The following is a 24,165-nucleotide window of genomic DNA, read 5'->3' on the forward strand; positions in this document are numbered from 1 at the left end:
GACTATACAACATATCGCTTAAGGCATGGCCGTGTTACAACTAAACTTTAATTGGCATCGGGGTAAGGAAACAGGTCGGCTATACGGAATGTCTGTCCACTCTCATTAGCCAGTATGACATGCTCCCGTTTCAGGTCACGCGGGCTTTCGAGCCCACAGGCTGCCGAGAGGGAGAAAAGCCCTTCCCGAAGCTGTAAAATGTAGTTCATGACACGCCATTGCTTCTCCTCTGGCGCCAACGCTTCCTGATACTTGGCGTCGGTTGTCGTAATGCCAGTCGGGCATTTGCCTGTGTGGCACTGGAAAGCCATAATGCAACCATTAGCCATCATAAAGCCGCGGGCCGAATTTACACAATCCGCGCCAAGCGCAAGCGCAATGGCCACTTTGTCAGGCGTGACCAGCTTGCCTGAAGCAAATATACGGAACCGGTTACGGATGCCGAACCGCCTTGCCGCATCGTCCAGAATAAGCAGCGCTGCATACAGCGGCAAACCCATGCTGTCAGCCATTGCTTTATAGGTAGCGCCCGATCCGCCTTCTGAGCCGTCAACCGTAATGAAGTCAGGATAGATATTCATTCGAATCATCGCTTCAAACAGGGGCTCCAGCCGCTTGGGATCGCCGACAACAATTTTGATGCCGACTGGTTTGCCGCCTGCTTCCTGTAAGGAGCTAATGAATGTGAGCGCTTCTTCCGGCGTAGATAGAGCTTCAAACCGGTTAGGCGAATTTACGGACTTGCCGACGGGCACTTTACGCGCTGCAGCAATTTTCTCGTTAACTTTGGAGCCTTCCAAATGGCCGCCACGGATTTTTGCGCCTTGGTGAAATTTCAGCTCGAATGCTTTAATGTTGTCGATTGCCGCTTTTAGTTTGAACTCTTCAATCGAGAAACGGCCTTCGCTATCGCGGAAGCCATACATGCCTGGGCCAATCTGCGAGACGACGTCAGCGCCGGAAGCGAGATGGACGTCCGCAACGCCGCCTTCGCCAGTGTTGATCCAGGAACCCCCAGCCATAAATGCCCCGTTACCTGTGGACTGGATATAATTCTCGCCTACTGCGCCATACGAAGTCGCAGATGCGCCGAACATGCCTTTAAGCCGCCACGGATACTTGCGGTTCTCCCCAACAACAATGGCATCATCATCGTGCAACAGCCATTTTTTAATTTTCTCATCGATCATTTTTTCTTTGCGAGTAATGAGCCCTTCGCTCGTAATAATATATTTCTTTCCAGCAACAAGCTCGTTATTATCGACCCGAAGCTCGCCTGTGAGCTTCGGAAACATCGCATTTGATAAGTAATAGCCTGGTTTTTCATAATCCCGTTTGCCGCCAAATGAGATCAGGTCAGTGCGGTATTTGGCCGCATACACAAGACCGATAAAATCGTTGCGCGAGAAAGGCCGGCCTCCTGTATCATTATCGAACCAATATTGGCGGAACTCGGGACCAAGCTTTTCAAGCAAATAGCGCAGCCATCCAAGGAACGGATGGGAACGGATAATCGAGTGCTTCGGCTGCTTGGATAAGGCGAACATATAACCAAAGAAAGCAATCAGCGGCAACAGAAGCACAACGATCATCACAATAACGATTACCATTTCAATAGACAAGAACATACCCTCCTGCGACAGTAGATGTAAAATAGGCGATCCATACTATTATCTCACACTTTACAAATGATTTCCTGCTCGAAGCATTTACATTAGCCAAAACTATCCCCCTCGTAGGAGCTGGTTTAAGGCTTGGCGAACATTAGCAACTTTTGTCGAATCAGAAAAAATGGTAAGTTATGACTATGTAAATCGTTGATTTCTTACAACAATCGTTGATTTGAGCAATTGTAGAAAGCTACTTTAATTGGTATTTTATTAATCAGTTGGTAATCAGAGACGCAACAAGATACAACATAGACCTGCTAGGAGGGAATGGACGGTTCAGGCAATAGCCTGTCACACATAAAATAACGAGACAGCTTGGCATATGATTCACACATCATGAGTACAGAAGGAGGGAGTTTGTATAATTGTTTTATCGGAAAATTCGGCTATGCTATTGGGACAGGAGACTGTTCGAATTCAATCTGCTTATGCTGTAGGACCGATACAAAATCCGATCGATAATGATTATTTAAACGCTGATTTAAGTCTCATATTTAAACATAATTGTATTCGATGTGAAGAAGAGTCGTTGATTGAGCTCGCGGATGGACAGGCTGCCGAGTGCCGGTTTATTGATCGAGTCAATGATGAAACGATGGAATTAGACTTATCTGATTTTACATTAAATAAGAATGAACGGTTATTCGTGTGCGCTACGTTCAAGACAGCCGAGGCGAAAATTGTTTGTGTCCGCACTTTTGATATTATAGGAAAGATTTGGGTGAACGGGGAACTGCTTTTTAACAAATCAGGCCCGTTTCGGTTTCACTTAGAGCCTGGCGAGCATTCATTGATAATTGAATATTTCGAGCTTCGGATTAATTACTCGTTGCGTATAAGCGATTATGCCTTCGACCTAGCGAATGCAACTGATTTGATGGATGACTATTTCGCCAATTGGGTTGATCAACGTGCACATATCGTCAGCGAAAACGCTTATGTGGTTGGCCAGGATAAGTATGCTATATATCCTTGGAGCTGATCGAGTAAATCTCCCAAATGGCACGCCTGTTTCGGTTACCGTTAGTAATGATGAGGGGCATACCGTCGGCCAGTTCACAGCATTTATAGGCCAACGGATAGAATATGCTATTGAGCCCATAAGAAATGAAACATTTTGCCTGCTGCATTTTAAGTTCACTTATACAGATTGCAATGGACAAGCACGTCAAATCACTCATCTTGTTCTAGCACACCCAATCGATAACATCATTACGATGCTAGAAGCCCAATACGATTGGTTGACTATAAATGGTTTCCAAAATGAAATCGATAACATTCAGCTATCTGAGCTGCTGAACCGTATACGGGCTGTGCACGCACTTGAGCCAGCAAAGGTATTAGTCAAAAAATTGCGGCTCGTTAAGGAGCTATGGCAGCAGTTTGAGCACGCTTGCCGTTTGATCAAGCAAGGAAAGCGATATGAGGATGCCATAGTCGAACGTCGATTGGGAGATGGATACTATCAATCCCGATTGGACGACAGCATAGAACGGTATTCGGTCTTGTTGCCTGCATCGTATTCGGCTAGCAAGCAATATCCACTCATTGTTTTACTTCCAGTATGCCGGTACGATCTTGATCTTCCTGATGTCCGCGGTCTTTTTCTTGGCCAAATGCAAGAGGAGGCTATTCTCGTTACCTATTCCTGCCGAGGCGTGACGATGGGCAGTTATGTTGGAGAAGCCGCATTTCTTGAAGGGCTGGAAGTCATACAACAGAGATATTCGATTGATGAAGACCGGATCTACTTATCTGGCTACTCCAACGGTGCATTCGCCGCATGGGCATTAGCTCAAGCTTATCCAGATCGGTTCGCGGGAATTGCAGCTTATGCGGGCTCCGCTTTTCCAGACAAGCTGCGTAATCTCATGAATGTCGCGGTTTTAAACGTATGCGGTGAACTCGACTACGCTATTAATGCTTCTTTTATTAACCCCGCCAACGCTATAGGCAACTATCAGTATAAAGGAATTTTGGATCCGCAAGCTAATCACTGGGACACCTATTATTATCATCATCTGGCGTACGGCATTCGGTGGCTGCTGCAGCATCGAAGAATAGCGTATCCCACACGAATCTATTATCGCACAGACAACGCACGACATTGTCAATGCTACTGGATCGACGATATTGCATATGATCACGAGCAACTCTTTGGCGTCTTGAAGGCAGAGATTTGTAGTGATTCGGTCATTCAGATAGAGACCGTTCACCTTGAATCGTTTGAAGTGACGTTGCCCAGAGCGCTGCATGCTACGTGCGTAGCTATTATCATCGATGGACAGGAGACAGTCCAGTTGCCTAAAGGAGCAGCACGATGGCGGTTCCAGAAGTCGACGGTCACCTCTTTATGGCAGCAAATCGAGCCGAGTGTAGCTAAAGCGCCTAAAGCATATACGAGCATTGGGCTGGGCATTTTGGACATTTATTTGGACCGAATCAAGGTTGTTATTCCGGATCGGTTCGGCTCGTTAGAAGAAGAGGCGGTCATTCATCGTGTTGCAAACCTATATGCCCGTCCGAAAACAAACAGTTGGGATCCGAATATTTATGTCCACTATCCGATCATTCCTGCTGGGCAACTAACCGCGGCAGACATCGAGCAATGCAATCTCATCGTAATCGCGAGCTCGACTGACGGCCATAGCTTCCTGTCAATGATTCGCACACACTTAACCATCGACCTCACTTCAATTGAAGATAGCTGTGTGCAATATATACAACCTAACCCCATGAATCCTCAGAAGAAAGTGCTCATCTTGGCTTCCCACAACTTCGTGAATTTTAACAAATATATGTATACCCGAAAACTTACCTTACCAAGCTACTCCAGCGGCATTCATCCACATCTTAATAAGGAGGTGATCCAGTTTAACGGCAAGCTTCGAGCGACGAACGTAGACCAGTTCAAACCATCAAGATAGGGAACTGGAAACCAATTTTGGGGAGTGATCATGATGAAAGAGAAAATGATTCAGATGATTAGCGAGATTAAGAATGAGCCGGCTCTATTAGACACGCTGACCGGCAGCTCCAGCATTTTGCATGAATCGGGCATGGAGTCGCTGCAAATCGTGCATTTCATATTGCAAGTAGAGGACGCGTTTGATTGCGAGATTAATTTCGATGAATTCGACATGGACAATCTCGGCACAATCGACACGTTCTGCGAATATATTCGTCAGCTAAACCCTGAACTGAGCAAGCAAAGCCAACGATGAGCTTAGCTAGCGGAATTACTAAAATTCACTGCGGTACATTCGATGCTGAACAGTACTGGCGGGGGCAAGAACTCGCGAAATTGCCTGGCCTTGTAGATCGCGAGAATTTGAGAATTGTGTCGATGATGGATGAGCTGCTATTCGCGTTCTGTAACCCAACGGAGGCGCTCATTACACGCAAAGCGATGAATCCGTCGCATAAACAGTATTTGGGCGATATCGGATTCAAGTTTTATAACAATGAATTCGACCTCGACGGAGAGAGCAAAGAAACAGGAAAAAGCATGCTGCAGCTGATTTCAGAAGCAGACCAGTCGGCATTCGCTACGCTTGCTGGCGAGAAGCCGGAGCTCGATCCTTTTGCCGCAATCCCGTACACAAAAGAGGCGAGTGAGCGCCATGGATTTGGCTGCCGGATGCCTGATATGGACATCATTCGCCGCGTCAATACGAAAACGTACTCGACGGAAATGAAGGAGCAGCTTGGTTTAAGGAACGACAGCTTTATCGTCAACCATTCAAGCGAGCTGCAAGTTTTAGGTGAAACGTTGCTTCGTCAAGGGTCGTTTTTGATCAAGGACAATTATGGCGTTTCCGGCCAAGGCAATTTGCTTGTGGAATCGGCTTCGATTTTAGAACGGGTCGTTTCTTATACAGCCATGCAGGAGAACAAAGGGAAGTTGGCGCAATTTGTCGTAGAGCTTTACCTCGATAAGGCTTGTGACTTCTCTTGCCAGTTCATGGTCACTGAAGATGGAGCTTACCAATTGATCTCGGTACAGCGCCTTGCCAACGACGAATTCGCATACCAGGAGTCGTACACGCCTGAGCCAGCGTTTTTGCAGATGCTGGAGAGCCGTGGCTACTTCGACCTGATGGAGCGAATCGCCAAAGGGTTGTACAAGGATGGTTACTATGGCCATGTCTGTGTCGATTCGATGCAGCTGCGCAACGGTGAACTTATTCCACTTATTGAAATTAATGCAAGAAAATCGATGAGCTTAATTAAAAATCAAGTAGACCGGTTCTTAACGCCGGCTGGCCTTCAAGGCAATCTTCGTTACTATTCAGTGACGACAGCGAATGCGGAATTGCAGTTCGAAGATGTACTGGCCGCGATGGAGCAATCGGACCTGCTGTATCGGCCGGGCAAGGATGCGGGCATCATTCCACTGACTGCGAATACGCTGACGATTAACCGGAAAGCGGACAAGCCTTATAAAGGGCGGCTGTATGTGTCCATGGCTGGCCGGCATGGGGAAGTTCGGCAAGAGCTGCATCAGAAGCTAAGCGGTTTGTTATCTTCATTCTCGCTTCAGGTCATGAACTAATTCAATGCAGCGTTAACGGGGTGAACAATGATGGGGAAGAAAACGATATTAAGCTCCGGCTTTGGGCTTGGGTTTTACATTCCGGCATTGCTGCTGGAGCATCAGCTTAATGCAAGGCAGCAGCAAGCTGAAGTCGTTGTGTTCGAAAATTACATCGTTGGCGAGAAGAAGGAAAAGATTGCTGACAGCCGCTTTGATTATCACAAAAACTTTGCGCTTGCCCGTATCGCACAAAAAATGCCGATCGACATTCGGGACAGCATCGATTTTGAAGCTGTGAATGGGCTATTGGATACGTGGGAGCAAGAAGGGCGTAGTGAGTTCATCGCACTGTCCGGCCATTGGATCTATATTCTGGACATGTACAGCGAACGGATCGGCATTGAATCTTTGAATGTGACGCTGCTGTATGTGGATTCGGAGCTGTCGCCTTCATGGAAGGGCGTTAAGAAATATGTTCCTGACTACCAAAAGCGTTATCGCGAGCAATATTTGTTCGATGCTGCAGAAGGACGGGCTTTATACCGATTAGACGTCACGAACGAGCCCGTGGTTCCTTATGACAGCCGCCCATACCGATTCACGGTGCATGGCGGAGGCTGGGGAATGGGAACTTATTTGGCCAAGGTGGAGGAGCTGGAGCGTGAGTACGCGCTTGACCTTTCGATCTACCATGAGTCCGACTTCGATTTGTCCAATACGAATCACCGCTATTGGATGGTTGATCCGACATGGGAAGCTTGGAAGAAGGACCCGGTTACAGGCAAGCACACATTCCCGAGAATTGGTGAAATCCGTGCAGGAGAAGCTCCTGTATTCACTACGGACAATCAAGCAACCCATCATCATTTGTATGACAACATGAAGCAGGCAAAAGGGATTATTAGCAAACCAGGCGGTTCGACGTTAATCGATTCGTTAGCTTCGGCAACACCGATTATTTTCCTCGATCCTTTTGGTCCGCATGAACAGAAAAATGCTGATTTGTGGATCAAACTTGGCTTTGGCATCTCTTATGACACATGGAAGCAAGGTGGCTTTTCGCTCGAGTTGTTGCAGCCGCTCCATGAAGCGTTAGCTTCACAGCGTACTGCTATTCCCAATTATGTAGATGCATTGTTCGACCATAAATTAACGAGGTGAACCGATATGCAGCCGAAAAGCAGTGTAGTAATCGATGAAAAAGCGTTTCAGGTTATGAAGCGCACGATGAGAAACATGGCCGTTCCTTATCGCGAGCGGGTAAAGAATCCGAAATATCGTACGCCGGTGCCAGAATCCGTCGGCATCAAATTGACGAACCGCTGTAACCTGCGCTGCATCCATTGCTTCCAATGGAATGAGGATGGCTACCATCATGCGATGGATAAGGAAGAGCAGAACAAGGATATCGACCTCGATGTATTCCGCAAAATTATGGAAGAAACGTCGGAAGTGAAGTCACGCTTATACTTGTGGGGCGGCGAGCCGATGTTCCACAAACAGTTTGACCAAATTCTCAAGATGCTTGCCGAAGATCCACGGGAAATGACGATCTGCAGTAACGGCCTGCTCCTCGATAAGTATATTGACGGCATTATTGAGATCTCTCCAGGACTGGAGCTGTTGATTGCAGTAGAAGGCCTCGAGTCCGAGCATGATTTCATTCGCGGCAAAGGCACCTTCGCCAAAACGATGCGCCAAATCGAGCGTTTAGTTGAGCTGCGGGACCAAGGCATCTACAAAGGCCGCATCTCTGTGCACTCCGTTATTAATGAAGCGATGATTCCGAAGCTCTACGAGCTGCTGGAATACTTTGAATCGTTGAAGCTGGATCTCGTTATTATGTGCTTCCCTTGGTACATTTCTTCCGAAACATCCAAGGAAATGGACGGCTACTTCATGGAGAAGTTTAGCTGGCTGAAAAAGCTGCATGAGAATCAAGTAAATTCGTGGCACGCGTTCAAATACCGCATGGAAGCAGAACATGTCGATGCACTGGTTCAATCGTTGGAGAAAATCAATGAACGTACGTGGAGCATTCGGATTCGTTATCAACCGGGCCTGGATTACGACGAAATCGAGCAATTCGTTCGCGGTGGATCGATGACGAGCCGTTGCGCAACGACTTGCATGGCGTTGTCGACACGGACAGATATTATGCCAACGGGTGACGTAACAGCTTGTAAGTTTTTCTCGGAATTTACTGTCGGCAACTTGAAAGAGCAAGGCCTGCAGCAAATTTGGGATTCCGAAGCATACGAACGTGTCCGCGAAATTATTAACGTCGAAGGCTTAACGCCAGCCTGCTCGAAGTGCAGCGTGCTGTACCTGCACGGGATTTAACGCATGGTGCAGGAGCGTACGGTTAAAAACATCGGAGTCATCGGATGTGCGGCAATTTTGCCGCGCGTCCTTATTGAGCCACTTAAAAGCATTGGGCATTTGCAAATTCACGGCATTTCCAGCAGAACGAGAAGTAAAGCAGAAAGTTACGCGGAGCAATATGGCATACCGGTCGTTTACGATAGCTATGAAGCATTACTGGCAAGCCCTGATATCGATTTCATTTATATTTTGCTATGCAACGATTTACATGCGGAATGGATTATCCGTTCGATCGAGGCTGGCAAGCATGTATTAGTCGAGAAGCCTCTTTGCCTGAATGGCAAGGAGGCAGTTCGAATTAAAGCCGCATATGAGCGTGCGCAAGGGCGCGTACATGTGCTGGAAGGGCTTATGGTTCAGCATCATCCTTGGCAGCAAGCGGTGAAAAACTTGATCGATAGTCGTGAGTACGGAGCCTTGCAGTCTATCTCGTCAGCAATCAGCTTTATTCCCAAGGAATCGTTTCAGTCTAACTATCGGAGCTTCCCTGAACGTGGGGGTGGCTCGTTCTATGATCTGGGCTGTTATTGGCTGCAGTTTCTGCAAGCGGTTGTCGGGCTAGACAACGAATCCTTCCAGGGACATTCTTTGTTTAATGGGCCCAACGGTGCCGATTGGACGTTTGAGGCAGAGCTGAAGTTAGCTGGCGGAGCAAAAGCAAGTTTGACGACCTCATTCGAGCAGGCCTATAAGGCAGCGCATACGCTCCATTTTGAGCATGCCATCGTTCAGATGGACGATTTTTTCCGGGCGAACTTAGGCAGCTTGAAGGTTTCATTCAAAGTAACTGACCTTCGGACGAATGAAACGAGCAAAGTGTCATTTGATCCGCAGAGCTATTATATCAATCAGTTGAATTTCTTTAGTGATGTCATCGATGGAATCATGCCGAACGTATCGCTAGATTCGTCAATCGAGCGCATTGTATTGCAAGAATCTATTTACCAATCTGCACAGCAGCTGGTGTAAGGCATTCGAATTAGGAAAGGATGACGGTGCGTTGTCTATTGTCGTTCGTAATTTATCCAAAACATTTGAATACTACAAAAAAGAGGTCGGCCTTAAAAGCTCCCTTCGTAACTTGTTCAATCGGGAGACACTTCATAAGCATGCGGTGTCCGACGTTTCCTTCGAGATCGGAAAGGGGGAGATGGTCGGTTTCTTAGGGCCGAACGGTGCGGGGAAGACGACGACGCTTAAGATGCTCACAGGCATTCTGTTCCCAACCGAAGGCCAAATTACCGTGCATGGGTTCGTTCCATGGGAACGCAAGAAGGAATTTAAGAAGAAGTTTGCCATCGTCATGGGCCAGAAAAGCCAGCTATGGTGGGATCTGCCTGCAAGTGAGTCGCTTCATCTCAATAAATTTATTTATGAGGTAGAGGAAAAGAAATTTCAACGAACGGTCGATGAACTAACGGAGCTGCTAGATGTGAAAGAGCTGCTAAACGTACAGGTGCGGCGGCTTTCGCTTGGTGAACGCATGAAGCTTGAGCTAATTGCGGCACTGCTGCATCAGCCAGAAGTTATGTTCCTCGATGAACCGACGATCGGGCTGGATATTCTTTCCCAACGCAAAATCCGAGAATTCCTCAAATTTTACAACCAACAAAGCAAAACAACGATCATGCTGACTAGCCACTACATGAACGACATCGAGGATCTTTGCAAGCGGAGCATTATTATTAATGGCGGCAAAGTTGCGTATGATGGTGATCTTGCTCAGGTGAACAACGTCCTCGGCCAGAAAAAGCTGATCAAACTGAAGCTAGAGCAGCCGGTATCGGATTTGCAATTGAATCGATTCGGTTATGTTCGTGAGAACAATGGGCTTGAAGCTGTTTTGGAAGTAGAGAAGACAGAGTTAAAGGAATGCGCGCAAGCTGTGTTGCAGCAGCTTCCGGTGCTAGATCTCACTATTGAGGATATCTCGATTGAAGAAGGCATCGCTCTGCTCTATCAGAAGGAGAATCGTGTCCATGAGCTGGAAAAAGTACACTAAAACATTTACGATGGGGCTCCAAAACGCATTGGAGTATCGCACGAATTTTCTGCTGGGCTTGTTAAGCGCTGTCTTCCCAATTCTTATCCAAATCTTCCTATGGAAAGCGATTTTCCATAGCAATGAAGATTCGAGCGTATTCGGTTACTCGGAAGCGCAGGTAATTGCCTATGCTGTGTTAGCACCGTTGTTCGCGAAGCTTGTCTCTACAGGCTTCGAATACGACATTGCTAATGATGTGAAGAACGGCCAGCTGAGCAAGTTCGTCGTCCAGCCGATCCGTTATTTCGTATTTCGGCTGTGCAGCTTCCTTGGGGAAAAAAGCTTGCATATGACCATTATTGCAATTATTACGGCCGTTGCGGCTGTTTTTGTCCGTAATGCGATTCCTTGGGACATCTCGCGTATACTCGTGTGCGTGCTGTCGTTGCTGCTCGCAGTCGCTGTAAATTTTCTCATTTCCTACAATTTGAGCATGATTTCGTTCTGGATGGTAGAGGTTTGGGGTGTATTCTTAACGTTCGGGCTCGTTGCTAACATCGCGAGCGGCGGCATTTTTCCGCTCGATATGTTCGGTGAAACCGCGCAGGCGATCCTTAACGTGCTGCCATTCAAATATATCGTGTTCTTTCCTGTCAGTGTGCTGCTCGGCAAGCTATCTTCTAGCGAGATGCTCTTCGGCCTTCTCATACAAGTGGTCTGGATCGTCGGTTTAACTGGCATATCCTCCTTGCTGTGGGCAAGAGGCATGAAAAAGTATGAATCGGTGGGGGGCTAGCAGCGTGCAAACCGTAATGAAGGAATGCCGAAGATACGGATTAATTTATTGGCTGTTCGTGAAGAACAGCGTCATGTCGATGCTCGAATATCGTGCCAATTTCTTATTTGGCATATTGGTCGAACTCGGTTTCTTATGCATTAAGCTCTCGTATGTTTATGTCATCTACCGGATCGGCGTCGATATTAATGGCGTATCGCCAGATCAAATCATGCTGTTTACAGGTGTATATACGATTATGGCGGGCTTGTATTCTACGTTCTTCTATACCAATTTCATTCATCTGCCCGAGCATGTCCGTACTGGCTCGCTCGACGTGATGATGACTAGGCCGATCTCACTTCAATTTATGTCGACGATGCGTTCAATTGACGTCGGTTACTCCATTCCGAACCTGATTGGCGGCATTCTGATGGTTATCTTCGGCTGGCAACGGTCGAATATTCCAGTGACGGCTTGGTCCCTCATTGCTTTCGTCGGCTTCATCTTGCTCGGCGTGTTATTAACCTATGCGATTTTCCTTATTCCACAGCTCATTTCGTTCTGGACGGTGAAGACCGGAGGCGTAAATGACCTGTCTAATGCCATGTTCGATTTTAACCAAATGCCGATGGCGATTTATAACAAATACATCCAACGCGCAGGCATGTTCGTTATTCCGATTTTCCTGATTACGAATCTCTCGCCGCTTGTCGTTCTAAAACAGGTGAGCACGGTCGAACTCGTTTGGGGGCTTCTGGCTCCATTCGTATTCCTTGGCGTGACGAGGCTGATCTGGAAATTTGCAGTTCGCAATTATACGAGTGCAAGCAGTTAAAGCGTGGGAGGGAAAGCATGACTACGAGCAAACATACAGCGCTTAGCGATGCCAGCATCGAGCAAGCGGTGGAACGATTCGGAACCCCTTTATATCTCTATGATGCGGCTGTCGTCGAGCAGAAGGTGACTGAGCTGCGCAGCTGTTTTCCCGAGCAAGCAGAGCTATTTTATTCATTCAAATGCAATCCGCTCGTCGGCATTGCGCAGCTGCTCCTCCGGCAGGGCTGCCGAGTTGAAGTCGCTTCTGGCGGCGAGCTAACTGCAGCCCTGCATGCAGGGTATGATCCTAGCAATATCGTATTCACGAGCCCTGGCAAGACGGAAGAGGAGTTGCGGCTAGCCATTCGATCAGGTATTTACTGTATTAATATCGAGAATATGAATGAAATCGCGTTAGTCGATCAGATCGCTGCACAGCACGGAAAAACGGTAGACATCGCCATTCGGATTAATCCGGATGAGCCGCAGCAGCATGCAGCAAGCATCAAGATGTCGGGCGTTCCATCCCAGTTTGGCATGGACCCATCGTTCTTGCCGGAAGCAATCGAAACGGCGCTTCGTATGGCGAATATCCGTTTGATCGGCTTCCATATCTACCTGGGCACTCAGATTTTACAGGCGGAAGCCATCGTGCGCCATTTTGGCCAGTCCATTCGAACAGCTGTCGAGTTAGCTGATCGATACGGCTTGGAGCTTCGATTTCTCGACATCGGCGGCGGCTTCGGGGTTCCTTACTTCCCCAAAGAAACCGCGCTCGATCTATCCGCATTACAGCAAGGCATTGCGCAGGTATGGCAAGAATGGGGGAGCAATCTCGCGAATACGCGGCTTGCGGTCGAGAGCGGTCGGTTTCTGATGGCGGAATCCGGCGTTTTTGTTTCCAAGGTGCTATATACCAAGGAAAGCAAAGGCAGCCATTACGTCATTGGCGATGGCGGATCCCATCAGCATGCGTCTTCGGCATTCCTAGGGCGCTACATTCGGAGCAATTTCCCGATGCGTGTCATTGGCGAAGGCGTGGGCGAACAAGAGGTAACGGTGACAGGGCCATTATGTACATCAACGGACGTAATCGGGAATAAAGTAAATTTGCCGCTTGCATCCGCCGGTGATCTTATCGTCGTCGAGAAGTCTGGCGCGTATGGTTTAACGCACAGCCCGACGATGTTCTTAAGCCATCCGGTTCCAGCCGAGGTACTTATCGACCATGAGCGGCATTATGTGCTGCGGGAACGCGGCCAGTTCAGCGATTGCCTGCGTGGGCAGCATCCGTTAGCTGAAGGAGTGACGTTATGAGTGAAGCATTTTCCATGCTGCGTTTGCTGACCCAGGCCCGCAATGAAGGAACGATTGTATGGCTATGCAACATCGGGGCAGAGCAGTATTGGCATCCGCAATCACGCGGTATCCCTGACCGGGAAGAGGATCGGATCGTCAATCGCATCGAGGAAATGAACCTGCTGTTGTGCCGTCCCCAGGACGTGCTAATTCTTCGTGAGCAGCCTGATCCCGCATTTCTAGCCGAGCTGCGGCGTTTAGGGTTTGATATTCCGGCGATCTTGACGGTTGCTGCGCCTGATTACCAAACGCCGATATCGGAGCTGGTCTTGAAGGATGAAGGTTTGCTGCAACAGCTTAAGGAAAAGGTGCAGGAAATAGGCCAGGTTTATTTTATGCCATACGCCGTTACAATGCTCGAAGAAGAAATTGCGCAAATTTGCGGTTTAAGTTTAATTGGCCCATCTTCTGAAACCGCTGCCATTGTAAATGATAAAATTTTGAATCGGCAGATGGCTGAAGAATTGCAGTTCCCTGTTAGCGCTGGCATCGTAAGCGATTCATTAGAGGAATTGAAGAAAAACTATCCAAGCCTGAAGGGCGCCAGCGGCAAAATGATTCTTAAGGAGCCTTATGCAGCATCTGGGAAAGGGCTCTATATTATTGAGAGCGATGAGCAATGCAATGCATTGTTCGCACGGTTGTCACGTTTGGCTGCACGGCGGCCGAAGCATCCGTGGATGCTAGAGCAATGGGTAGATAAATCGGCAGATGTTAATGTCCAGCTGTTCGTGCAGACAGACGGGACTGTCGATGTGTTCTCCATTAAACGCCAAGTTCTCAATGGCACGGTGTATATCGGTTCACAGATGCCTGCAGTGCTCGATTCAGAAGTAATCGAGAGCTTCCAGGCTTATGGTGAAGCCATCGGCCGTTATTTGCACAAGCTTGGTTATCATGGCGTCGCTGGGATTGACTCGATGATTAGTAAAGATGGCGTCATCATCCCGATCATCGAAGTGAACGGTCGGTTTACGCTTTCGACTTATTTGTCATTTATCCCGCATGTGCTTGGCAATAAAAAGATGTTCTCGCGATATTTTCGCGTGTTAACGAACGAGCCTGTGTTTTATGCAGATTTGTGCAAGCAACTGGAATCGGAGCAATTGCTCTATCAGCCAGAAAGCGGGCAGGGCGTCATCCTCTATACGTCAGGAACGCTGCCGAATGTATCAATTAGTGGAGATGAACGTTACATGGGCAGGGTCTTTGCATTGATTGCAGCGGATGATTGGACAGAAGTAGAGCGATTATCTGCACTGCTTGAGCAATCCATTAATAAGCTGACGGATCGAATGGCCGTATCACGATGAACATGAATGGGGGAGTGGACGTTATGGCAGTAGGTGTAAAACTAGAAGATTTGGTGGAAATCGTGTCCAGTGTGTTGCAAACAGAAGACATGCCGTTAGATGAGCTGAATGAGGATACGGATCTTCGCAATTATAATTTGAGCTCCATTACTGCGGTAGAGCTTATTGTCGCAGTTGAAGAGCGGTACGACATTATCGTGCCGGAAGATGATTTGATGATCGAGAATGTCAATACGATTGCCAAGCTCAGGGAGCTTATCACAAAATATATTTCCGAATAAGGGAGGGAATTTATGTCTATCGTTATTCCACAGATGATGGTGCAGCCAGGCTTGCATTGCTTATTCGCAAGCATGCGCACGATGCTGGCAGCCAGTTATGGCGTTAATCTCTCGGAAGCTGAAATCTATTTTCGAAGTGATGGCATGAATGTGGAATATGATCCAATTGCGCGCCCGTTCTGGATCGGGCGCGCAGGCGATGAGATGCTTCGGCATATGAATACGGATGGGCCTGTACGCTTGCAGTATAGTTTCGACTCGGGTGCATGGGCGGATAGAGCGCAGTTTATCGAGGACATAAAGGAAGAATTGATGGCAAGAAGGCCGGTTCTGCTGTTTGCCTATAGCGGGTTTCTCACCTATCATGCGATTTATCGCGACAATCCGAGCCGACCGCATGTTGTGCTGTTATATGGTTTGGATGAATCGAATGATCGCATGGATATCATCGATTCGTTCTTGCTTGAATATTCAGGAGAGGCTCATACGTACCAAGGGCCTGCCTCACTTCATGATGTGATGCAGGGGCTTTATGGCGTCGGTTTCATGCCTGGCGTTAAGCCTGATTGCGAAGGCGAAGAACATGAGTTTATGAGCTTGCTGCGGGAGCGAATTGGCCGGTTTCTAGCAACGCAGCCTAGCAGGGATGGAGCTTCGGTGCATGGGCTGCAAGCCTATTATGCTTTTGTCGAAGCGCTAGAGAAAGCTGCTGAGCTAGATGCAGAGCAATTTACGGACGTCTGTAAAGAAGCCTATTATTGTTTGCGCATCGGCGGTGTCATGCATCAGTGGACGTATTTTATGGCGCTTGTGGAGGAGTTCCCAACCTCTTTCCAGTCAGGTGCTAGTGCGTGGATGACTCGGTTCGAAGCAGAACACTTGGATTGGAAGAAGCATTTGCTCAACATCTATAAATTCGGGTTGCGCAGCAATCGGTCCGGTTGGCCAGCGCTATTGAACCAAACCCGCCATCTGCTTGATCGGCAGCAATCGCTGTTAGAAGCGTTTGTTGATGATATGATCGTGCCAGTACGGCAGTAATTCAAAAAGGCGATGCAGGCTAAAATCTGCATCGCCTTTTTATTGCTAATAAGCAATCCCTGCTCGTGAACGAATATATTCGTCGCTAAAAAGCTGTTGATACGCAAAATCGGCTGTGTCTTGAACCGAAATTTGAACGCCGTCGACAGGAAGGAAATCGCGAAGCACACGATAGTGGCCGGTTCGTTCACCATCCGGAAGATAGGTTGGGCAGACGATCGTCCAATCCAAGCCGGATTGGTCCATCAGCTCATAAAACCGGTGATGTTCCTCGGCAGCTCTAGTCAGCGTACGGCGTGACTCATTCGATTGGTAACGAAGAAGGCCAGGCTCAGTGCGGCTATTCAAGATACCTGCGGTTCCGATCGAGAGGATACGTTGAATGTGATGCTGATTCATTGCTTCAATGAGGAGGGGGGCGCATTCGGTTAACGCAGAGCCTCCATCCGTACTCAGGGCACTTAATACGGCATCGATGCCCTGTGTTGCTTGCGTTAGGTCCGATGAGTCTGTGGCATCGCCGCGCAATAACGCCAAATTGCTGTGTTCCGTCGTTATTTTGCTTGGATCGCGTACGAGGGCTTTCACCTCATGGCCATCGGCCAACGCTTGTGTTATCCATTGCTGCCCTACACGGCCAGTCGCTCCCAAAATCAATATTCGCATGTGTCTATTCCTTCCTGAGAAACATTAGTTGGTACATACGTTACATGGCCAGCATGGGCTTGTCCACTATGAATGGCGATTGGAAGAAATGAAAAACAGCGCCCCGCCTGCATTGAATGGAGACCGGTACGCCGTTTTATACGGATTGAAAGGAATGTAAAGGTGGGAGCAGCATTGGGGGGAGAGAAGGAGTTATGCAGCTTTTAGCAGAGGAGATTGTTCGTTCGTTTGTTGTATCTCGGATTGGTTCATCTGTGCTGCAATTTGGCGAAGCTCTCTTAGCATTTCGTCTAATTCTTGGCGAAGGTCTGCTAATTCATTCGTGCAACGTGATTGCAGCTTATCTAGATCGGTATTCGAAAGCTGGTTGCTGCGGATTTGATAGATGAGTTTATTCGTCATCGTTTCGCTATCGCTAATTCGGCTGGCATAGACAATTGCTGGTGTGGATGGCATCAATGTAGCTCCTTAATTTGTTGGAATTGCAGTTAGTATATCAACCGTTTATTAATTCATATGGCGAAAAGTGTGAACGGAATGTAATAATTTTGGCCCGTTATTTTTACTTATGATGATATTCAGTGCTGTTAAGAAGTGGTAATATTATAGAATACATTGGAAAAGCGAAGGTGGTTTTAGAATGATTAAAAAATTTTTTACACTCGGGCTTTGTTTGATTGCTTTACTGGCAACTACGACGAACCACACTTTAGCTGCTAGCACAAAGACGAAAATAAAGGTTACTTTTGTCTCCGCTGACTTGGTCAGCAATAACCACGTCGGGAATGAATGGTGGTGGGGAGGTTACGTCAATGGGAAGGAAATTCAGGAAGGTGATAGCGTTACGCTTAGCTTGAATTCAACTGATTCGATTTCACTTCGAGCAGAGGCGCAAGAACAGGACAAGTACCCCGATGACGGAGTGGCGAAAAGTTCAGTTAAAGTTTCATCCATAACGAAAGCAACTAATAAGTCCTTAAACGTTACGGTTGTAGAGAATCGAGGGCGTTACTCTGGCAATTCTGCTAAATGGACCTTTAAGTTTAAAATCGAAAAAGTGAAATAGTTACCTGAATTATTTCTGAAGCCGCGATTAACGTGGCTTCTTTTTTATTTTCCACCCATAACTGTTTATCTTAGAATTGCATACATTTTCCGTAACATTGCTTCTATAGCAACAAACAATCTATCTCTATAATATGGATGTACCACAAGGAGAGGAGGGCATACATCACAGGCCAATCAAGTTGCAAGATCGAACAGTCTTTACTGAAAGCGCTTTAAAGTTAGTCGTTAACGGCTTGTAGCTGCTTCCTGCAACTTAGAGTTTTCGTATCGCCGCATATGTTCGCATGCACAAGCACACAATTTGAGGAGGTTTATAATGCGCAACAAGTATGTCACATGGACGCTTGCCGTAACGATGCTTTTTTCGAGCTTCTTCCTGGCAGTAGGCCCGAATAAGTCGGTACATGCAGCTGGAGGAACGAACCTAGCACTAGGCAAAAATGTAACGGCGAGCGGCCAATCGCAATCGTATGGCCCTAATAATGTAAAAGACGGCAATCAATCATCGTACTGGGAAAGCTCAAACTTTGCATTCCCGCAATGGGTTCAAGTTGATCTGGGCGCGGCGGCGAGCATCGACCAAGTCGTGCTGAAGCTGCCTGCAGGCTGGGAAACGCGTACGCAAACGCTGGCTGTACAAGGCAGTACGGACGGCTCCAACTTCACGAACATCGTCGGCTCTGCCGGTTATGTATTTAATCCTGCGGTTTCGAACAATACAGTAACGATTAACTTCGCAGCGGCGAACACGCGCTATGTTCGTTTGAACGTAACGGCAAATACGGCTTGGCCGGCAGCGCAGTTCTCTGAATTCGAAATTTATGGCACAGGTGGCGGAACGACAAATCCAGATCCAGTACCTGCTGGTTCGTATCAAGCTGAATCAGCTGCGCTGTCTGGCGGAGCGAAAGTAAACACAGACCACACTGGCTATGCGGGCATTGGCTTCGTAGACGGCTACTGGACGCAAGGCGCAACGACGACCTACACGGTTAACGTTGCCACAGCAGGCAACTACAAATCGACATTGAAGTATGCTAACGCTTCGGGCGGCAGCAAAACGCTTAGCGTAATCGTCAATGGCACGAAAGTGAAAACGACGACACTGGCGAACCTAGCAAACTGGGATACTTGGGGCACACAAGCGGAAGTTGTCGCGCTTAATGCAGGCAACAATACAATCGCTTACAAATACGACACGACGGATTCCGGCAATGTGAACCTCGACCAAATCTTGGTTGAAGCGACGACGGCTAATCCGAACCCGGATCCAGATCCGAACCCAAATCCGAACCCAGATCCAACGGGCACCAATATCGCAATCGGCAAATCGCTCAGCGCATCTTCGAATACGCAAGCATTCGTAGCTGGCAACGCGAACGATAATGATACGAACACGTACTGGGAAGGCGGCTCGGCAACGAGCACATTGACGCTTGACCTTGGTTCGAACCAGAACGTAACGGCTATCGTGCTGAAGCTAAATCCTTCTTCGGCATGGAGCACGCGTACGCAAACGATCCAAGTGCTTGGCCACAACCAAAGCACGACTACATTCAGCAATCTCGTATCTTCGCAGTCGTACACGTTCAACCCTGCAACGGGCAACTCCGTGACAATTCCGGTTACGGCAACAGTTAAGCGCTTGCAACTGAGCATTACAGCTAACTCAGGTTCCGGCGCTGGACAAATCGCTGAGTTCCAAGTATTTGGAACGCCAGCAGCGAATCCAGACCTGACGATTACAGGCATGTCATGGACGCCTTCATCGCCAGTAGAGACGGATGCTGTTGTGCTGAATGCAACGGTTAAAAACAACGGAAATGCAGATGCTCCTGCAACGACGGTTAACTTCTACTTGAACAGTGAACTCGTAGGCTCCTCGCCAGTTGGCGCACTTGCTGCAGGCGCATCCTCAACGGTTTCGTTCAATGCTGGCACGAAAACAGCTGCGACTTATTCCGTTAGCGCAAAAGTGGATGAGAGCAACGCGATCATCGAGCAAAATGATGCAAACAACAGCTACACGAATGCGGCTTCGCTCGTAGTCGCACCTGTTGCAAGCTCTGACTTGGTCGGCACGGCGTCGTGGACGCCAAGCACGCCAGTTGCTGGCAACGCTGTTGGCTTCACAGTGAATCTCAAAAACCAAGGCACGATTTCATCTGCAGGCGGTGCTCATGGCATTACGGTTGTTGTGAAAAATGGTGCAGGAGCTACGCTTCAGACGTTCAGCGGCTCCTACAGTGGCGCAATTGCAGCAGGCGCATCCGTTAACGTAACGATTCCAGGCACGTGGACGGCTGTGAATGGCAGCTACACGGTAACGACGACCGTTGCTGTCGATGCTAATGAGCTGGTAAACAAACAAGCGAACAACGCAAGCACATCGAACCTCGTTGTATATGCACAACGTGGCGCAAGCATGCCTTACAGCCGTTATGATACGGAAGATGCTACACGTGGCGGCAGTGCAACACTGCAAACTGCTCCAACGTTTAACCAAACGCAAATCGCTTCCGAAGCATCCGGCCAAAGCTATATCGCACTTCCTTCGAACGGTTCCTCTGCACAATGGACTGTCCGTCAAGGACAAGGTGGAGCTGGCGTTACGATGCGTTTCACAATGCCAGATTCGTCTGACGGCATGGGCTTGAACGGCTCGCTTGACGTTTATGTCAATGGCGTTAAAGTGAAAACAGTATCGCTCACGTCCTACTACAGCTGGCAGTACTTCTCCGGTGACAGCCCTGGTGACGCGCCTAGCGCTGGCCGTCCGCTGTTCCGCTTTGACGAAGTGCACTGGAAGCTAGACACGCCACTTCAACCAGGCGACACGATCAAAATTCAAAAAGGCAATGGTGATAGCCTGGAATACGGCGTTGACTTCCTCGAAATCGAGCCGGTTCCAACCGCTGTTGCCAAACCAGCTAACTCACTTTCCGTAACGGATTACGGCGCAGTAGCGAACGACGGCCAAGATGACCTCGCTGCTTTCAAAGCGACGGTAACGGCAGCTGTTGCAGCTGGCAAGTCCATTTACATTCCTGCAGGCACATTCCATCTGAGCAGCATGTGGGAAATTGGTTCGGCCAACAATATGATCAATAACCTCACGATCACAGGTGCCGGTCTCTGGCACACGAACATTCAGTTTACGAATCCGAATGCAGCAGGCGGCGGCATTTCGCTTCGTATTTCTGGCCAGCTTGATTTCAGCAACGTCTACATGAACTCTAACTTGCGTTCGCGTTATAACCAGAATGCGATTTACAAAGGTTTCATGGACAACTTCGGCACCAACTCCAAAATCCATGACGTATGGGTCGAGCACTTCGAGTGCGGCATGTGGGTAGGCGACTACGCGCATACGCCAGCGATCTATGCAACAGGCCTTGTTGTTGAGAACAGCCGGATTCGCAACAACCTTGCTGACGGCATCAACTACTCGCAAGGCACGAGCAATTCGATTGTCCGCAACAGCAGCATCCGCAACAATGGTGACGACGGCCTTGCGGTTTGGACGAGTAACTATAATGCTGCTCCAGCTGGCGTGAACAACACGTTCTCGTACAACACAATCGAAAACAACTGGCGTGCAGGCGGTATCGCATTCTTCGGCGGCGGCGGCCACAAAGCGGACCACAACCTTATCGTTGATACGGTTGGCGGCTCCGGCATCCGGATGAATACGGTATTCCCTGGCTACCACTTCCAAAACAACACGGGCATTACGTTCTCGGATACGACGATCATTAACAGCGGCACGAGCCGGGATTTGTACGACGGCGAACGCGGTGCGATCGATCTGGAAGCATCTAACGATGCGATCAAGAACGTAACGTTCAGCAACATCGATATCATCAATACGCAGCGTGATGCGGTTCAATTCGGATACGGCGGCGGATTTGAGAACATCATATTTAACAACATTAACATTAATGGCACAGGTCTTGATGGCGTTACGACTTCACGGTTTGCCGGACCGCATAAAGGTGCAGCAATTTACACCTACACAGGCAATGGTTCTGCAACGTTTAACAACCTGACGACGAGCAATATCGCTTATCCAGGAGGAAATTTCATCCAGCCTGGATTCAATCTGACGATTAACTAAGCTTGCCTTAAGCATGAATAGGAAGGGGTTCCTCGGAACTCCTTCTTTTTCTATCGAGCATTTTCATTAAAGGAGAAACAAATGGATACTTCCCAACTGATCGAGTGGTCCGTTATTCACAACATCGTGGAACGAACGGAATGTGGTTTTTTTAGTTATCTTCGTGAATGGAAGAAGGCCAACCGAGAAGATTACATCGACACGTTCATGGGGGATTTAGACATCTATTTATGCACGGCCAAAATGAAGTCGATTCAACTCACGCATCATTTTGAGCTTTCATATGATGTGGTATATTCGACACTGTATGTTTTATATCTGGGAGAACGAATCGGAGAATATCACATGATATTCACGCTAGATGGCGCTATCGAAGATGAAGGCTTACAGCTGGACCAAACGAGTAAAGATTCGATAAGAGAAGGCTCAATCAAATTGTGGATGATCCGAAGCGCTCGAAATGCCGGCTTGTCCATTCACTCCATCGCACAGGCAGTCGAGATCGAAGAAAATTTGATTACACATTTATTGAACGAGCAGTAAAAGCGTTGTGTGTTTCACATTCGTCATGGAGCCCATCCTTACGAGGATGGGTTTTTGTGCTAGATTGAAACATTCAGTTTACCGCTTCCGTCTAAGGGAAGGGGGCGATTCATAATGGGCAACGTAAAATTAATCAAGGGCAAGGCAGTACTAATGTTACTCATCTTGTTAGTTTCAGCAGGGTGCAGCACGTCTGAACCAGGCAACAGCATATCGCATACTGAGGCGAACAAACCAGAAACTGTACATAAAGAAACGAGCGAGCCATGCAAGGCTGAAATTGATTGGGTCGATTTTGTTATGATTAATAACATTAAATATCATCAGAACTACGAAGGAACCCAAGAGGTAAGCGATAGCGAGCTGGGGGGTAAAGTGGGTGAAATCACTTTTAATGCGAATGAGCAAGCGTGCCTGGACTATACGATGAAGAATGGAGATGCGGCATTCCTGCCGGTTGGGACTGCAATATACGCGATGAAAGGCTACAAGCCTGAATTCCGGATCGTCGCGGACCATAAAGTTTATGAGGTTAATGAAAATCCGAATGCAGCAACGATGGGGGACTTGCTAGATATCCACGGCCGCGTGGAGAAAGTAAGTTTAGAAAGTGGGGACGACGGTTCGGCGATTGGCGACTTCACGCCAGAGGCATCGACAGCCTTTGTCGATGGGCTGCTGCCATTAGCCTATGTTGGATTTGATGAAGTCTATAAGAAATCACAATCGGAATCAGGCGTGTTCTTGCGCGTGCATTTGAAAGACGGAACCTCGTTCCGAATGGTCTATTACCCGAAGGCGAATGCGTTCAACGCTGGCGCTTTTGGCACCGAACAATTAAGGACGTTAATTATGTCGCAACGTATGCAAATCAAGGCGGCAGCAGGATTGTAACATGCATAAGTAATAAGATTACAACATTTAATATATTCCCATATATGGTATAGTTACTAGATATTAATAAACTAGGAGTCGATAATATGGGCGCATTTTTTGCAAATCTTCAAGTGTTTATTGGGGAACTTTCACCAATCGAAGCTGAACAACGTGTATTATCCGAGCTTTCCCAATGGTTACAGGAACATAATTACAAGCAAGCAGCAGATACGAAATCAGCTAGCCGGACGTTCATCATAGGTGCAACACAGCCGTCTGGCCGTTGGCTCACCATCTACGATGAAGGCATGGATGACCTCGATGTCCGTCGAATGGACGAGATCGCAGCTGTCCTCTCATTACGAGTAAATTTTCCAATAGCTGGCATACTCGTTTGCGATAGCGATGATTTGTTTGTGCGATTATATGAACAAGGAAAGCTAGCTGACGAGGTGCATTGCAGCGTTGGCGGTGGCGGTAAAGGCCTCGCTAGCAAATGGGCTCCCTATTTACTGCCCCATATCACTGAATTTGAGCTAAAGCGATTGTGGAAAACAGCCAACACGTTTGCCGAAGAAACATTGGAAGAAATGGCCGAAGCAGTCGGTTGGCCGATGCCGTTCTGTGCACTAGGCTACAGATATGCTGTAGAAGAAGGCGTGCCTAACTATTTTAGAATCGTAGGATACAGCAAATCGTAAGAGCTTGATTAGAGGCCGAAAGGGGCAGTT

The 24,165-nt window shown here is 48.0% G+C and carries 22 protein-coding genes; 19 read left to right on the forward strand and 3 right to left on the reverse strand.

The window, feature by feature from the left end; genetic code table 11:
* Positions 1-47: 47 nt before the first annotated feature.
* Positions 48-1,610, reverse strand: coding sequence for a glutamate synthase-related protein (locus tag GON22_RS08070; RefSeq protein ID WP_442954365.1), 1,563 nt, complete (start codon positions 1,608-1,610; stop codon positions 48-50).
* Between the two features lie 589 nt (positions 1,611-2,199).
* On the opposite strand from GON22_RS08070, the gene GON22_RS08075 reads away from it, so the two are divergent.
* The 14 genes from GON22_RS08075 to GON22_RS08140 all read left to right on the forward strand — a co-directional run bounded on the left by GON22_RS08075 (position 2,200) and on the right by GON22_RS08140 (position 16,164).
* Positions 2,200-2,652, forward strand: a complete 453-nt coding sequence (locus GON22_RS08075) for a hypothetical protein (protein WP_160395599.1) — start codon at positions 2,200-2,202, stop codon at positions 2,650-2,652.
* Between the two features lie 259 nt (positions 2,653-2,911).
* The gene (locus tag GON22_RS08080; protein ID WP_160395600.1) at positions 2,912-4,597 is read left to right on the forward strand and encodes a hypothetical protein; all 1,686 of its coding nucleotides are present in this window, start codon (positions 2,912-2,914) and stop codon (positions 4,595-4,597) included.
* 30 nt (positions 4,598-4,627) lie between these two features.
* Positions 4,628-4,894 carry an acyl carrier protein gene (locus tag GON22_RS08085; protein ID WP_336604280.1) on the forward strand — a complete coding sequence of 89 codons (267 nt, stop codon included), beginning with the start codon at positions 4,628-4,630 and terminating at the stop codon, positions 4,892-4,894.
* Positions 4,891-6,225, forward strand: a complete 1,335-nt coding sequence (locus tag GON22_RS08090) for a hypothetical protein (protein WP_160395601.1) — start codon at positions 4,891-4,893, stop codon at positions 6,223-6,225. The genes GON22_RS08085 and GON22_RS08090 overlap by 4 nt, the downstream gene beginning before the upstream one ends.
* A 27-nt stretch (positions 6,226-6,252) precedes the next feature.
* A complete protein-coding gene (locus GON22_RS08095; RefSeq protein ID WP_237179069.1) occupies positions 6,253-7,368 on the forward strand; it encodes a UDP-glucuronosyltransferase in 1,116 nt (371 codons plus the stop codon).
* A 6-nt stretch (positions 7,369-7,374) separates the two neighbouring features.
* The gene (locus GON22_RS08100; RefSeq protein WP_160395602.1) at positions 7,375-8,550 is read left to right on the forward strand and encodes a radical SAM/SPASM domain-containing protein; all 1,176 of its coding nucleotides are present in this window, start codon (positions 7,375-7,377) and stop codon (positions 8,548-8,550) included.
* 3 nt (positions 8,551-8,553) lie between these two features.
* Positions 8,554-9,561 (forward strand): Gfo/Idh/MocA family protein, encoded by a 1,008-nt coding sequence (locus tag GON22_RS08105; RefSeq protein ID WP_160395603.1) that lies wholly within the window; start codon positions 8,554-8,556, stop codon positions 9,559-9,561.
* Positions 9,562-9,592: 31 nt separating this feature from the next.
* Positions 9,593-10,594: an ABC transporter ATP-binding protein gene (locus GON22_RS08110; protein WP_160395604.1), complete on the forward strand. Its 1,002-nt coding sequence runs from the start codon at positions 9,593-9,595 to the stop codon at positions 10,592-10,594.
* Positions 10,572-11,372: an ABC transporter permease gene (locus tag GON22_RS08115; RefSeq protein WP_202113145.1), complete on the forward strand. Its 801-nt coding sequence runs from the start codon at positions 10,572-10,574 to the stop codon at positions 11,370-11,372. Before GON22_RS08110 ends, GON22_RS08115 begins: the two co-directional genes overlap by 23 nt.
* Positions 11,353-12,189, forward strand: a complete 837-nt coding sequence (locus tag GON22_RS08120; RefSeq protein ID WP_202113146.1) for an ABC transporter permease — start codon at positions 11,353-11,355, stop codon at positions 12,187-12,189. Before GON22_RS08115 ends, GON22_RS08120 begins: the two co-directional genes overlap by 20 nt.
* A gap of 17 nt (positions 12,190-12,206) precedes the next feature.
* On the forward strand, positions 12,207-13,487 hold the full coding sequence (lysA, locus tag GON22_RS08125) for a diaminopimelate decarboxylase (protein WP_160395606.1): 1,281 nt from the start codon (positions 12,207-12,209) through the stop codon (positions 13,485-13,487).
* Positions 13,484-14,842 carry a peptide ligase PGM1-related protein gene (locus GON22_RS08130; protein WP_160395607.1) on the forward strand — a complete coding sequence of 453 codons (1,359 nt, stop codon included), beginning with the start codon at positions 13,484-13,486 and terminating at the stop codon, positions 14,840-14,842. Before lysA ends, GON22_RS08130 begins: the two co-directional genes overlap by 4 nt.
* A gap of 23 nt (positions 14,843-14,865) precedes the next feature.
* The gene (locus GON22_RS08135) at positions 14,866-15,123 is read left to right on the forward strand and encodes an acyl carrier protein (protein ID WP_160395608.1); all 258 of its coding nucleotides are present in this window, start codon (positions 14,866-14,868) and stop codon (positions 15,121-15,123) included.
* A gap of 12 nt (positions 15,124-15,135) precedes the next feature.
* Positions 15,136-16,164 carry a BtrH N-terminal domain-containing protein gene (locus tag GON22_RS08140; protein ID WP_160395609.1) on the forward strand — a complete coding sequence of 343 codons (1,029 nt, stop codon included), beginning with the start codon at positions 15,136-15,138 and terminating at the stop codon, positions 16,162-16,164.
* Between the two features lie 45 nt (positions 16,165-16,209).
* On the opposite strand, the gene GON22_RS08145 is transcribed toward GON22_RS08140, so the two are convergent.
* Together GON22_RS08145 and GON22_RS08150 are read right to left on the reverse strand one after the other, a co-directional pair.
* The gene (locus GON22_RS08145) at positions 16,210-16,830 is read right to left on the reverse strand and encodes an NAD(P)-dependent oxidoreductase (RefSeq protein ID WP_160395610.1); all 621 of its coding nucleotides are present in this window, start codon (positions 16,828-16,830) and stop codon (positions 16,210-16,212) included.
* A gap of 192 nt (positions 16,831-17,022) precedes the next feature.
* Entirely contained in the window at positions 17,023-17,286 is a 264-nt protein-coding gene (locus GON22_RS08150) for a hypothetical protein (RefSeq protein ID WP_160395611.1), read from the reverse strand.
* A 184-nt stretch (positions 17,287-17,470) separates the two neighbouring features.
* Between GON22_RS08150 and GON22_RS08155 the strand changes: the two genes are divergently transcribed.
* The 5 genes from GON22_RS08155 (at position 17,471) to GON22_RS08175 (ending at position 24,135) form a co-directional block, all read left to right on the forward strand.
* Positions 17,471-17,896: a hypothetical protein gene (locus tag GON22_RS08155; RefSeq protein WP_160395612.1), complete on the forward strand. Its 426-nt coding sequence runs from the start codon at positions 17,471-17,473 to the stop codon at positions 17,894-17,896.
* Between the two features lie 318 nt (positions 17,897-18,214).
* Positions 18,215-22,015 carry a discoidin domain-containing protein gene (locus tag GON22_RS08160; RefSeq protein WP_160395613.1) on the forward strand — a complete coding sequence of 1,267 codons (3,801 nt, stop codon included), beginning with the start codon at positions 18,215-18,217 and terminating at the stop codon, positions 22,013-22,015.
* An 81-nt stretch (positions 22,016-22,096) separates the two neighbouring features.
* Positions 22,097-22,558: a hypothetical protein gene (locus GON22_RS08165; RefSeq protein WP_160395614.1), complete on the forward strand. Its 462-nt coding sequence runs from the start codon at positions 22,097-22,099 to the stop codon at positions 22,556-22,558.
* A gap of 114 nt (positions 22,559-22,672) precedes the next feature.
* Positions 22,673-23,452 carry a hypothetical protein gene (locus GON22_RS08170; RefSeq protein ID WP_160395615.1) on the forward strand — a complete coding sequence of 260 codons (780 nt, stop codon included), beginning with the start codon at positions 22,673-22,675 and terminating at the stop codon, positions 23,450-23,452.
* A gap of 86 nt (positions 23,453-23,538) precedes the next feature.
* Complete coding sequence (locus GON22_RS08175; protein ID WP_160395616.1) at positions 23,539-24,135, forward strand: hypothetical protein; 597 nt, start codon at positions 23,539-23,541, stop codon at positions 24,133-24,135.
* The last annotated feature ends 30 nt before the right edge of the window (positions 24,136-24,165 follow it).

This window comes from Paenibacillus sp. MMS18-CY102, from assembly GCF_009789195.1.
GTDB lineage: Bacteria > Bacillota > Bacilli > Paenibacillales > Paenibacillaceae > Paenibacillus_T.